Genomic DNA, 13491 nt, shown 5'->3' with positions numbered 1-13491 from the left:
ACATGGCAGACAATAATATCGGACCGAAACGCCTCGTCGTCGGTGCCCATTACGGCTTGCGCGATTGGCTGGCGCAACGCGTTACCGCCATCGTCATGGTGGCCTATGTGGCCATCCTGCTTATTTCTTTCCTGACCGGCAGCAACTTCAGCTATGAAGGCTGGGCTGGTCTGTTCGCACAGCAGTGGTTTAAATTGTTCAGCCTGGTGACCTTCGTCGCCCTGTTCTACCACGCATGGGTCGGCGTACGCGACATCTGGATGGACTACGTGAAAAGCGCTGGCCTCCGTCTGACCCTGCAAATTGCCACCATGCTGTGGTTGATCGCTTGTGCCGGCTGGACGGTACAGATACTCTGGAGTGTGTAATCGTGGCAGCATATAAATCTGCAATCCCTACCCGCCGCTTTGATGCGGTCATCGTTGGCGCCGGCGGTTCCGGCATGCGCGCGTCGTTGCAACTGGCTGAAGCCGGTCTGAACGTCGCTGTTTTGTCGAAAGTTTTCCCGACCCGCTCGCACACCGTGGCGGCGCAGGGCGGTATCGGCGCGTCGCTCGGCAACATGGCCGAAGACAACTGGTTCTGGCACATGTTCGACACCGTCAAGGGTGGCGACTATCTGGGCGACCAGGATGCCATCGAATTCATGTGCCGCGAAGCACCGAAGGTCGTGTACGAACTGGAACACTTCGGCATGCCATTCGACCGCAACCCTGACGGCACCATCTATCAGCGTCCATTCGGCGGCCACACGGCCCACTTCGGCGAAAAGCCGGTGCAGCGCGCTTGCGCGGCAGCCGACCGTACCGGTCACGCCCTGTTGCACACGCTGTACCAGCGCAACGTCCGCGCCCGTACGCACTTCTTCGTCGAATGGATGGCGCTTGATCTGATCCGTGACGCCGAAGGCGACGTGATCGGTGTGGTCGCGCTGGAAATGGAAACCGGCGAATGCATGATCCTGGAAGCAAAAACGACGGTCATGGCAACGGGCGGCGCAGGCCGTATCTTCGCCGCATCGACGAATGCCTTCATCAACACGGGCGACGGCATGGGCATGGCGGCACGCGCCGGCTTGCCGCTGCAAGACATGGAATTCTGGCAGTTCCACCCGACCGGCGTGGCCGGCGCGGGCGTATTGATCACTGAAGGCGTGCGCGGCGAAGGCGGCATCCTGATCAATAGCGAAGGCGAACGCTTCATGGAGCGCTATGCGCCGACCTTGAAGGATCTGGCGCCGCGCGACTTCGTCTCGCGTTCGATGGACCAGGAAATCAAGGAAGGCCGCGGCTGCGGTCCTAACAAGGATCACGTGATGCTGGACCTGCGCCATATCGGCGCCGACACCATCGCCAAGCGCTTGCCGTCGATTCTGGAAATCGGCCACAAGTTCGCCAACGTCGACGCCACCAAGGAACCGATTCCTGTCGTGCCGACGATTCACTACCAGATGGGCGGCATCCCGACGAACATCCATGGCCAGGTCGTCACCCCGACCGGTCCGGATAATTCGGCCAAGGTTGTCAACGGTCTGTACGCGATCGGCGAATGCGCCTGCGTGTCCGTGCACGGCGCCAACCGCCTGGGCACGAACTCGCTGCTCGACCTGGTGGTCTTCGGCCGCGCGGCCGGTAACCACATCGTCAACAGCGGCCTGAAAGCCAAGGAAAACAAGCCTTTGCCAGCCGATGCCGCCGAATTTGCCATGGGCCGCCTGGCGCGCCTGGAAAACTCGACCGGCACGGAAACCGTGCAGGGCGTGGCGAACGACATCCGCGCAACGATGCAGAAGTACTGCGGCGTGTTCCGTACCGACGAGATGCTGAACAAGGGCGTCGAAGAAATCATGAAGCTCGACGAGCGCCGCAAGCACGTCTCCTTCAAGGATAAATCGATGGTCTTCAACACGGCCCGCGTGGAAGCGCTGGAGCTGGACAATCTGATCGAAACGGCGAAAGCGACCATCGTTTCGGCGGCAGCCCGCAAAGAATCGCGCGGCGCCCATGCCCAGGACGACCATCCGCAACGTGACGACGACAACTGGATGAAGCACACTCTGTGGTATTCGGAAGGCAACCGACTGGAATACAAGCCAGTCGTGACCAAGCCGCTGACGGTTGATACCTTCAAACCGAAACCACGTACTTTCTAAGGCTATACCATGGCACGCACTCTTAAATTCAAAATCTACCGCTACGATCCTGACCAGGATGCCAAGCCGTACATGCAAGACCTGACGGTCGAACTGAAAGACACCGACAAGATGCTGCTCGACGCACTGCAGCGCATCAAGGCGGACGTCGATGACTCGCTGGCCCTGCGCCGCTCGTGCCGCGAAGGCGTGTGCGGTTCGGACGCGATGAACATCAACGGCAAGAACGGCCTGGCATGCACCACCAACCTGAACGAACTGTCGGAGCCTATCGTGCTGCGTCCGTTGCCAGGCTTGCCAGTCATCCGCGACCTGATCGTCGACATGACGCAATTTTTCAAGCAGTACGATTCGATCAAGCCTTTCCTGATCAACGATTCGATCCCGCCTGAAAAAGAGCGCCTGCAGTCGCCGGAACAGCGCGAAGAACTCGATGGCCTGTACGAGTGCATCCTGTGCGCATGCTGCTCCACGTCGTGCCCGTCGTTCTGGTGGAATCCGGACAAATTCGTCGGCCCGGCTGGCCTGCTGCAAGCCTACCGCTTCATCGCCGATTCGCGCGACGAAGCCACCGGCGCGCGTCTGGACAACCTGGAAGACCCGTACCGCCTGTTCCGCTGCCATTCGATCATGAACTGCGTCGACGTCTGCCCGAAAGGGTTGAACCCGAACAAGGCGATCGGCAAGATCAAGGAATTGATGGTCCGCCGCGCGATCTGATCCCCCTGATCGCATCCGCCGGGCGCCGTTTGCGGGAAGAGGGTATCCTCTCTTGCCTGCAGGCGGCGCCTGCAAAGCAGCACCGTGCCGCAAGGCACACGTAAAGTGGTAAACCAAATGACAGAATCAATTTTGTCCTCGCATCAGGCCGACCCGGCCAACCGCGCCCGCCTGCGCTGGCGTTCACGCCGTGGCCTGCTGGAAAACGACATTATCCTGACCCGTTTTCTCGATGCGTATGAAACCGAATTGACCGATGAAGAAGTTGACGCGCTGACGCGTTTGCTGGATTTATCGGACAATGCGTTAATGGATCTGGTACTGGCCCGTAAAGAGCCGGAAGGCGAAGTCGATCTGCCGCATGTGCGCGCACTGCTGCAACGACTGCGCATTGCCTAGACGCCTGGGCGATATATTGCAAACGGTGCGAGTGGCGCGCTGTAGCACTGCCGAATGCGGTGCGAATTGCAGCCAGAATTTTTGATTTTAATTTCGACTCACTCCCGAGAAGGAAGAGCCCATGAATATCTCTGACACAAAAGCTACCCTGTCGTTCTCCGATGGCAGCCCATCGCTTGAATTTCCAATCTACAAAGGCACGGTTGGCCCGGACGTCATCGACATCCGCAAACTGTACGCCGGTAGCGGCAAGTTCACCTACGACCCAGGCTTTATGTCGACGGCCGCCTGTAACTCGTCGATCACCTACATCGACGGCGACAAGGGCGAGCTGCTGTACCGTGGTTACCCGATCGAACAGTTGGCCGTCAACGCCGACTTCATGGAATCGTGCTACCTGCTGCTGAACGGCGAACTGCCGAACGCGGCCCAGAAAGCCAAGTTCGTCGACACCGTCACCAAGCACACGATGGTGCACGAACAGATGCAATTCTTCTTCCGTGGCTTCCGCCGCGACGCGCATCCGATGTCGGTCCTGGTGGGCACCGTTGGCGCGCTGGCATCGTTCTACCATGATTCGCTGGACATCAACGACCCGCGTCACCGCGAAGTGTCGGCCATCCGCCTGATCGCCAAGATGCCAACCCTGGTCGCCATGACCTACAAGTACTCGGTCGGCCAGCCGTTCGTGTACCCACGCAACGACCTGTCGTACAGCGCCAACTTCATGCACATGATGTTCGCCAATCCGTGCGAAGAGTACAAGGTCAACGACGTGCTGGTGCGCGCCCTGGACCGCATCCTGATCCTGCACGCGGACCACGAGCAAAACGCATCGACATCGACCGTCCGTCTGGCCGGTTCGTCGGGCGCCAATCCGTTCGCCTGTATCGCTGCCGGTATCGCCTGCCTGTGGGGCCCTGCCCACGGCGGCGCCAACGAAGCGGCACTCAACATGCTGAAAGAAATCGGCACCGTCGAGAACATCCCTGCCTTCATCGAGCAAGTCAAGGACAAGAACTCCGGCGTCAAGCTGATGGGCTTTGGCCACCGCGTGTACAAGAACTTCGATCCACGCGCCAAGCTGATGCGTGAAACCTGCTACGAAGTGTTGCAAGAACTGGGTCTGCAAGACGACCCGCTGTTCAAGCTGGCGATGGAACTGGAAAAGATTGCACTGAACGACGAATACTTCGTGTCGCGCAAACTGTACCCGAACGTCGACTTCTACTCGGGCATCGTGCAATCGGCGCTGGGCATCCCTGTGTCGCTGTTCACCGGTATCTTCGCTATGGCCCGTACGATCGGCTGGATCGCCCAGTGGAACGAAATGATCGCCGACCCAGAGCAAAAAATCGGCCGTCCGCGCCAGCTGTTCGTCGGTTCGACCACGCGTGAAGTACTGCCACTGGACAAGCGTTAATCCAGAGCGGTATCGAGCAAACAAAAACGGGCTTCGGCCCGTTTTTTTATGCCGGGCTGTTATGCTCGGGCCCTGGATCCACAGGAAATACAACGCGATGAATGAAGACACCTGCGCCCCCGGCGGCGTGGCCCTCGGCGATACGGCCTTCGGCTACACCTTGTCGCTGATCGGCGGCAAGTACAAGATGCTGATCCTGTATGCGCTGGCGGAAAACACCGTGCTGCGGCATAACGAACTCAAGCGCCATCTCGGCGGCATCGCCTTCAAGACCCTCAGCGTCGTGCTGAAGGAGCTGGAAGCGGATGCGCTGATCGTGCGCAAGGAATATCCGCAAGTGCCGCCCAAGGTGGAATATTCGCTCTCCAGCAAGGGCGCCTCGCTGATCCCCGTGTTGCATACCCTGTGCGAATGGGGTGAGCGGCACCAGCCAGTTTGACTCGGATGCGCATGCCCAAGGGGCTTTGCATGGCCAAGTAACTTACTTTTCCTCCTGTATGGTTAGTTAATGTGCGTACTTGTGAAAAGTACTCGCGATGGTTATGCTGTTTTTGCCTCTGCTGGCGCACGGTCATGTGCCATGCGCCATGCGCCACGGGGCAGGGTACCGGCTTGCCTGCTTTTCTGTGAACGCGGGGCCGGTGCATCCACCCATTTTCAGGAAAGCAGCATGATGAAAACTCTCGTTATCGTCTTCCATCCCTCCATCGGCACGTCGGTCGCCAACAAGCGCTGGCTGCAGGAGTTGGCGCAGTATCCCGACCGCTACACCATCCACGACGTGCACCAGGCTTACCCTGATGGAAATATCGACGTGGCGCGCGAGCAGGCGCTGGTGGAGGCGCACGCCAACGTGGTCTTGCAGTTCCCCGTGTACTGGTTCAACTGCCCGCCCATGCTCAAGCAATGGCTCGACGAGGTGCTGGCGTATGGCTGGGCCTATGGCATGGGCGGCGATGCCTTCAAGGGGAGAAAAGTGGCGCTGGCTGTGACGGCCGGCATCCGCGAGGACGATTTCACGCCGGAAGGCAAGTGGCACGTCACCGTGGCGCAGCTGCTGGTGCCGTTCGATGTGACCCTGGCGTACATCGGCGCCGACAACCGCCGCTTCTTTGCCTTCTATGGCGCGGAAGACGGGCCGAAGGAGCCGGACTATGCCGGGCGGCTGGCGCGCAGCGCGCAAGCGTATGAGCGCTTCCTGGCTACCTTGTAAGGGCACTGCTCCAGCTTCAGTTCAATGCCGCTGGCCGGTCGTGGCGATGGTGTGCGCTAACTGCGCCGCATCGGAAAGGTTGCCCGGGTGCGGGAGGAGGCGGGCGGCGCGTGCAAACATATTATTCTTTCGACCAGGCGCGACAAATAGGGTAGATTGCAATACTTAGTTGCATGGATCGGACGAATCAAGGGAGTACCGCATGGACCGTATCACCGCCGCACAAGTATTCGTCGCCATCGCCGAGCGTGGCAGCATGGTGGCCGCCAGCGAGGCGCTCGACATGTCGCGCGCCATGGTGACGCGCTATCTGGCCGAGATGGAAGCGTGGGCGGGGGCGCGCCTGTTGCATCGCACCACCCGCCGTCTGAGTCTGACGGATGCGGGCGAGACCACCTTGGCGCGCTGCCGGCAGATGCTGGAAGTGGCCGGCGCCATGGCCGTCACTTCGCCCGAGGGCCTCGACACGCCGCACGGTTTGCTGCGCATCACCTGCTCGCAATCCTTGGCGCAGACGGCGCTCGCTGGCGCAGTAACCGCTTACCTGCGGCGCTACCCGCGCGCCGCCGTCGACCTGCAGATGGAGAACCGCGCCGTCAACCTGGTGGAGCAGCGCATCGACCTGGCGATCCGCATCACCAACGCGCTCGAGCCGAATCTGATCGCGCGCCAGCTGGCCAGCTGCGCCTCGGTGGTGTGCGCCGCACCATCGTACCTCGCGGCGCACGGCACGCCGCGCCGGGCGGAGGACCTGGCCCTGCACAACTGCCTGACGTACACGTATTTCGGCAAGAGCCTGTGGCAATTTACACATGACGGGGAAGCGCTCACTGTCCCCGTCAGCGGCCGCCTGTCGGCGAATGAATCGCTGGTGTTGCTGGTGGCCACGGTGGCGGGGGCGGGCATCGCCATGCAGCCGCGCTTTTCGGCCGCGCCGCTGATCGCCAGCGGGCAACTGGTGGAGCTGCTGCCCGCGTACCAGCCGCAGGACATGGGCATCTACGGCGTCTACACCTCGCGCCAGCACATGTCGCCCCTGCTGCGCACCATGCTCGACTTTCTGGTGGAGTGGTTTGCCGGCGATGCCGATTGGCTTGCGGCCATCGCGGCGGCACCGTTGCCGGGCAGACCAGTTGGGCGCAAGCGGCACGCCGGCAGGGTCGCCGATGTGTTGTAAGCATAACAGTGACAGGCTTGCAAGCCCGGGAAAATCAACAACACAGCTTACATTTGCTTGCCAAATAAAATTCAACTAGTCGTTGTTGCGTTACAATACCGCGTGCTATTCTAAATGACGGTATGCAGAATGCTGGTGCAATATAAAAGCCCTTCCCCACAACTTGATGTGCAATCCGCTAACCGGTCAGGCCGTGTCGCGGAAGGTTAGATTAACCCGCTAATTCCTCGCGAAGCGCGAAGAAAGGTGAGCAATATATGCAGCAATTAACGACCAACTCCTACCTGTTCGGTGGGAATGCTCCGTACGTGGAAGACCTGTACGAGGCGTATCTGAACAACCCAGGCTCGGTACCCGATAACTGGCGTTCCTACTTCGACGCAATGCAGCACGTGCCTGCCGTCGATGGCACCAACAAGCCTGACGTGGCGCATGCCTCCGTCGTCGCCTCGTTCGCCGAGCGCGCAAAAGCTGGTCCGATCCGCACAGTAACCGCTTCCTTCGATGCCGAAATGGGCCGCAAGCGCGTCGCCGCCACGCAGCTGATCGCCGCTTACCGCTACCTCGGTTCGCACTGGGCCAATCTGGATCCGCTGCAACGCCAGGAACGTCCGATGATCCCGGAACTGGAGCCGAGCTTCTACGGTTTCACCGACGCGGACATGGACACCGTGTTCAACATCAGCAATACCTATTTTGGCCCCGAGACCGCCACCCTGCGCGATCTGCTGAATTATCTGCGCGATACCTACACGCGTTCGATCGGCGCCGAATTCATGTACATCTCCGACCCGGCCGAAAAGCGCTGGCTGCAAGAGAAACTGGAATCGATCCGCTCCACCCCGAATTTCACCCCAGAGAAAAAAATCCACATCCTCGACCGCCTGACCGCGGCTGAAGGCCTGGAACGCTATCTGCACACCCGCTACGTGGGCCAGAAGCGCTTCTCCCTGGAAGGCGGCGAAACCTTCATCGCCTCGATGGATGAAACCATCCAGCGCGCCGGCGAAAAAGGCGTGCAGGAAATCGTCATCGGCATGGCCCACCGCGGCCGCCTGAACGTGCTGGTGAACACCTTGGGCAAAGCGCCGCAGGAACTGTTCGAAGAATTCGAAGGCAAGCATGGCGACGACCTGCCTGCCGGCGACGTGAAATACCATCAAGGCTTCTCGTCGGACATCTCCACCGCGGGCGGCCCGGTCCACCTGTCGCTGGCGTTCAACCCGTCGCACCTGGAAATCGTCAACCCTGTGGTCGAAGGTTCCGTCAAGGCCCGCATGGATCGCCGCGGCGATGCGCAGGGCGCGCAAGTGCTGCCTATCCTGGTGCACGGCGATGCCGCTTTCGCCGGCCAGGGCGTGGTCATGGAAACGCTGAATCTGGCGCAAACCCGTGGCTACCATACCGGCGGCACGGTGCATATCGTGATCAACAACCAGATCGGTTTCACCACCTCGGATCCGCGCGATGCCCGCTCGACCCTGTACTGCTCGGACGTCGTCAAGATGATCGAAGCACCGGTCCTGCACATCAACGCCGATGATCCGGAAGCCGTGGTGCTGGCGACGCAGATCGCGCTCGACTACCGCATGGAATTCAAGAAGGACATCGTCCTCGACATCATCTGCTACCGCAAGCTTGGCCACAACGAGCAAGACACGCCGGCACTGACGCAGCCACTGATGTACAAGAAGATCGGCCAGCATCCAGGCACCCGCAAGCTGTACGCGGACAAGCTGGTGGCGCAAGGCGTGATCCCTGCCGATGGCGGCGACAAGATGGTGGCCGCCTTCCGCGACGCCATGGACGCCGGCAAGCATACCGTCGATCCGGTCATCTCGAACTTCAAGAACAAGTACGCCGTCGACTGGCTGCCGTTCCTGAACAAGAAATGGACCGATTCGGCCGACACCGCCGTGCCGATGACGGAACTGAAACGCCTGGCCACCCGCATCACCACCGTGCCGGAAGACTTCAAGGTCCACTCGCTGGTTGAAAAAGTACTGGGCGACCGCGGCACCATGGGCCGTGGCGAAATGAACCTGGACTGGGGCATGGGCGAACACCTGGCCTACGCCTCGCTGGTATCGTCCGGCTACGCCATCCGCCTGACGGGCCAGGATGCCGGCCGGGGCACCTTCGTGCACCGCCACGCCGTCTTGCACGATCAAAACCGCGAGCGTTGGGATGCAGGTACCTACATTCCGCTGCAAAACGTGTCGGACAACCAGGCGCCGTTCACCGTCATCGACTCGGTGCTGTCCGAAGAAGCCGTACTGGCCTTCGAATACGGCTACTCGACCGCTGAACCGAACACGCTGACGATCTGGGAAGCCCAGTTCGGCGACTTCGCCAACGGCGCGCAAGTGGTGATCGACCAATTCATCAGCTCCGGCGAAGTGAAGTGGGGCCGCGCTTCGGGCCTGGTCATGATGCTGCCGCACGGTTACGAAGGCCAGGGTCCTGAGCACTCGTCCGCGCGTCCTGAGCGTTTCCTGCAGCTGTGCGCAGACAACAACATGCAAGTAGTGCAGCCGACGACGGCTTCGCAGATCTTCCATTTGCTGCGCCGCCAGATGGTGCGCCAGTTCCGCAAGCCGCTGGTCATCCTGACGCCGAAGTCGCTGTTGCGCAACAAGGATGCCGGTTCGCCGCTGACCGACCTGGCCAAGGGTGGTTTCCAGACCGTCATCGGCGAAGTCGACGACAAAATCGACGCCAAGAAAGTCAAGCGCGTGGTCGCCTGCTCGGGCAAGGTCTACTACGACCTGGTCAACGCACGCAAGACCCGTGGCCAGACCGACACGGCCATCGTGCGCCTGGAACAGCTGTATCCGTTCCCGCACAAGTCGTTCGCTGCTGAACTGAAGAAGTTCCCGAACCTGGTCGAAGTCGTCTGGGCGCAGGACGAGCCGCAAAACCAGGGCGCCTGGTTCCAGATCCAGCACAACATCTTCGAAGGCCTGGAATCGGGTCAGCGTCTGGCCTACGCCGGCCGTCCTGCTTCGGCGTCGCCTGCTGTCGGTTACTATGACAAGCACTACGCCCAGCAAAAAGATCTGCTGGAAACGGCATTCTCGAAGCTGAAGGGTTTTATCCTGACCAAGTAAGTGGCAGGATAAGGGCGCCGTGCACATGCATGGCGCCTGCTTGCATACATCATGACGGAGCGCCGCCCTTGCTACGCAGGGGCGGCGCCGCAATAACAAAATAAACGGAGTTTTACATGGCACAAATCGAAGTCAAAGTTCCCCAGTTGTCGGAATCGGTTGCAGAAGCGACCTTGCTGGCATGGCACAAGAAAGTCGGCGAAGCAGTTGCGCGCGACGAAAACATGATCGATATCGAAACCGACAAAGTCGTGCTGGAACTGCCGGCGCCTGCCGCTGGCGTGATCGTGCAAATCATCAAGGCTGACGGCGCCACCGTCGTTGCCGGCGAAGTCATCGCCATCATCGACACCGACGGCTCGGCCAAGGTCAGCCCGATGGAAGTGTCGGCCGTGCCTGCACCAGCCCTGGCTGCCGCTGCGCAAGACGCATCGACCGCTTCGGCGCCAGCCGCCGCGACCAAAGGTGATGTCGCCATGCCTGCCGCTGCCAAGATCCTGTCCGAAAAAGGCCTGTCCGCTGGCGACGTCGCCGGTTCGGGCAAAGACGGCCGCGTGACCAAGGGCGACGCCCTGGCCGCTTCCGCCAAGCCAGCTGTCGCGCCACTGGCGCCAGCCGCTGCCAAGCCAGCGCTGCAACAAGTTGCCACGCCGTCGGCCGCCAGCCTGGGCGACCGCCCTGAAGAGCGCGTGCCGATGAGCCGCCTGCGCGCACGTATCGCCGAGCGCCTGCTGCAATCGCAATCGACGAACGCCATCCTGACCACGTTCAATGAAGTGAACATGCAGCCGGTCATCGACCTGCGCAACAAGTACAAGGACAAGTTCGAGAAAGAGCACGGCGTCAAGCTGGGCTTCATGTCCTTCTTCGTCAAGGCCGCCGTCGCCGCCCTGAAAAAGTACCCGATCATCAATGCCTCCGTTGATGGCAACGACATCGTTTACCACGGCTACTTCGACATCGGTATCGCTGTCGGTTCGCCACGCGGCCTGGTCGTGCCTATCATCCGCAACGCGGACCAGCTGTCGATCGCCGACATCGAGAAAAAAATCGGTGAATTCGGCGCGAAAGCCAAGGAAGGCAAGCTGACCCTGGACGACCTGACGGGCGGCACGTTCTCGATCTCGAACGGCGGCACCTTCGGCTCCATGCTGTCGACCCCGATCATCAACCCGCCACAATCGGCCATCCTGGGCGTGCATGCGACCAAGGACCGCGCTGTTGTTGAAAACGGCCAGATCGTGGTGCGTCCGATGAACTACCTGGCCATGTCCTACGACCACCGCATCATCGACGGCCGCGAAGCCGTCCTGGGTCTGGTGGCGATGAAAGAAGCGCTGGAAGATCCTGCACGCCTGCTGCTGGACCTGTAAGCACCGTAGTCCCCCGGTGTCGCCGCCGGGGCAATGTAGCTGATACCCCTTGCCAGAAGACGCAGCTGGCTGATCTCAATGAAAGAGGATTCCCATGAACGTCTCTGAAGAAATCAAGCGTCTGCACGAGTTGCACCTGGCGGGCGCCCTGAGCGACGCGGAATTCGCGCAAGCGAAAGCCAAGCTCCTGAGCAATATCAACCTGGACAAGCCGGACAACGCGTCCGGCGCCGATGCGGCCCCCGGCCCGTCGAACGACCTGGTGCAGGAATTCAACCGCCTGCGCCGTTCGCGCAACGACCGCTGGCTCGGCGGCGTCTGCGGCGGCCTGGGACGCGCTTCCGGCATGGAAGCGTGGATCTGGCGCCTCGTCTTCGTCCTGTTTACATTGACCTTCGGCTTCGGCGTGGTGATTTACCTTCTATTGTGGATTTTCGTACCAGACGAAGAGATTGGAATAACAAAACATGAGTACTAAACAATTTGACGTAGTTGTCATCGGTGCGGGCCCTGGCGGCTACATCGCCGCCATCCGCGCAGCGCAGCTGGGCTTTTCCGTCGCTTGCGTCGACGAGTGGTCGAACGCCAAGGGCGGCGCCGCGCCTGGCGGTACCTGCACCAACGTCGGCTGCATCCCGTCGAAAGCGCTGCTGCAATCGTCCGAGCATTTCGAACACGCGGGCCACAGCTTCGCCGAGCACGGTATCGACGTCGCCGGCCTGAAGCTGAACCTGGGCCAGATGCTCAAGCGTAAAGACACCGTCGTCAAGCAAAACAACGACGGCATCCTGTACCTGTTCAAGAAGAACAAGATCGCCTTCTTCCACGGCCGCGCCGCTTTTGCCGCCGCCGCCGCTGGCGCGTATGAGATCAGCGTGACGGGCGAAGCCAACGAAACCCTGAGCGCCAAGCACGTGGTCATCGCCACGGGTTCGAACGCACGCGAACTGCCGGGCGCACCATTCGACGAGAAACTGATCCTGTCGAACACGGGCGCACTGGCCATCGACGCCGTACCAGCCAAGCTGGGCGTCATCGGCGCCGGCGTGATCGGCCTGGAAATGGGTAGCGTATGGCGCCGCCTGGGTTCCGACGTCACCGTGCTCGAAGGCCTGCCGGTCTTCCTGGGCGCCGTCGACGAGCAGATCGCCAAGGAAGCGTCGAAGCTGTTCACCAAGCAAGGCTTGAAGATCAACCTCGGTTGCAAGATCGGTGCGATCACGCCAGGCAAGAAAGACGTCACCGTGGAATTCGTTGACGCCAAGGGCGAAGCGCAAAAAGCCGTGTTCGACAAACTGATCATCTCGATCGGCCGCACGCCGAACACGAACGGCCTGGGCGCCGATAAAGTCGGCCTGCAGCTGGACGAACGCGGCTTCATCGCCGTCGATGGCGACTGCAAGACCAACCTGCCGAACGTCTGGGCGGTGGGTGACGTTGTGCGCGGCCCGATGCTGGCGCACAAGGCCGAAGAAGAAGGCGTTGCCGTGGCCGAGCGTATCGCCGGCCAGCATGGCCACACCAACTTCAACACGATTCCTTGGGTGATCTACACTTCGCCGGAAATCGCGTGGGTCGGCAAGACCGAGCAAACCCTGAAGGCCGAAGGCATCGCCTACAAGGCCGGCACCTTCCCGTTCATGGCCAACGGCCGTGCGCGCGCGCTGGGCGACACCTCGGGCATGGTGAAATTCCTGGCCGATGCGACCACCGATGAAATCCTCGGCGTGCACATCGTCGGCCCGATGGCCTCCGAACTGATTTCTGAAGCCGTCGTGGCGATGGAATTCAAGGCCTCGGCCGAAGACATCGCGCGCATCTGCCACGCTCACCCATCCCTGTCGGAAGCGACCAAGGAAGCGGCACTGGCGGTTGACAAGCGCACGTTGAACTTTTAATTGTAGTTAGTCCAGCAGGGGCGCTC

General features: G+C 60.9%; 12 protein-coding genes. All 12 read left to right on the top strand.

Annotated elements, in window-relative coordinates:
* The first annotated feature begins 2 nt into the window (after positions 1-2).
* The 12 genes from sdhD (at position 3) to lpdA (ending at position 13465) form a co-directional block, all read left to right on the top strand.
* Positions 3-368, top strand: a complete 366-nt coding sequence (gene sdhD, locus HWE17_RS21660) for a succinate dehydrogenase, hydrophobic membrane anchor protein (RefSeq protein WP_034752078.1) — start codon at positions 3-5, stop codon at positions 366-368.
* A 2-nt stretch (positions 369-370) separates the two neighbouring features.
* Positions 371-2152 (top strand): succinate dehydrogenase flavoprotein subunit, encoded by a 1782-nt coding sequence (gene sdhA / locus HWE17_RS21655; RefSeq protein ID WP_035820761.1) that lies wholly within the window; start codon positions 371-373, stop codon positions 2150-2152.
* 9 nt (positions 2153-2161) lie between these two features.
* Positions 2162-2872: a succinate dehydrogenase iron-sulfur subunit gene (locus HWE17_RS21650; protein ID WP_034752075.1), complete on the top strand. Its 711-nt coding sequence runs from the start codon at positions 2162-2164 to the stop codon at positions 2870-2872.
* Between the two features lie 117 nt (positions 2873-2989).
* The gene (locus HWE17_RS21645) at positions 2990-3271 is read left to right on the top strand and encodes a succinate dehydrogenase assembly factor 2 (protein WP_034752073.1); all 282 of its coding nucleotides are present in this window, start codon (positions 2990-2992) and stop codon (positions 3269-3271) included.
* 121 nt (positions 3272-3392) lie between these two features.
* A complete protein-coding gene (gene gltA, locus HWE17_RS21640; protein WP_035820759.1) occupies positions 3393-4694 on the top strand; it encodes a citrate synthase in 1302 nt (433 codons plus the stop codon).
* Between the two features lie 97 nt (positions 4695-4791).
* Complete coding sequence (locus tag HWE17_RS21635) at positions 4792-5133, top strand: helix-turn-helix domain-containing protein (RefSeq protein WP_035820757.1); 342 nt, start codon at positions 4792-4794, stop codon at positions 5131-5133.
* A 231-nt stretch (positions 5134-5364) separates the two neighbouring features.
* Positions 5365-5907 (top strand): NAD(P)H-dependent oxidoreductase, encoded by a 543-nt coding sequence (locus HWE17_RS21630; protein ID WP_255206343.1) that lies wholly within the window; start codon positions 5365-5367, stop codon positions 5905-5907.
* Between the two features lie 202 nt (positions 5908-6109).
* Complete coding sequence (locus HWE17_RS21625; protein WP_176390184.1) at positions 6110-7084, top strand: LysR family transcriptional regulator; 975 nt, start codon at positions 6110-6112, stop codon at positions 7082-7084.
* A 257-nt stretch (positions 7085-7341) separates the two neighbouring features.
* Entirely contained in the window at positions 7342-10194 is a 2853-nt protein-coding gene (locus tag HWE17_RS21620) for a 2-oxoglutarate dehydrogenase E1 component (protein WP_034752063.1), read from the top strand.
* Positions 10195-10310: 116 nt separating this feature from the next.
* Positions 10311-11567, top strand: coding sequence for a 2-oxoglutarate dehydrogenase complex dihydrolipoyllysine-residue succinyltransferase (gene odhB, locus HWE17_RS21615; protein WP_099400300.1), 1257 nt, complete (start codon positions 10311-10313; stop codon positions 11565-11567).
* A 94-nt stretch (positions 11568-11661) separates the two neighbouring features.
* Positions 11662-12045, top strand: coding sequence for a PspC domain-containing protein (locus tag HWE17_RS21610; protein WP_176390183.1), 384 nt, complete (start codon positions 11662-11664; stop codon positions 12043-12045).
* The gene (gene lpdA, locus HWE17_RS21605; protein ID WP_035820749.1) at positions 12035-13465 is read left to right on the top strand and encodes a dihydrolipoyl dehydrogenase; all 1431 of its coding nucleotides are present in this window, start codon (positions 12035-12037) and stop codon (positions 13463-13465) included. The genes HWE17_RS21610 and lpdA overlap by 11 nt, the downstream gene beginning before the upstream one ends.
* Positions 13466-13491: the final 26 nt, after the last annotated feature.

Source organism: Janthinobacterium sp. BJB401 (assembly GCF_013372745.1).
GTDB lineage: Bacteria > Pseudomonadota > Gammaproteobacteria > Burkholderiales > Burkholderiaceae_D > Janthinobacterium > Janthinobacterium rivuli.
Note: the sequence above shows the minus strand (reverse complement) of the source record. Positions and strands in the feature narration are given on the sequence as shown.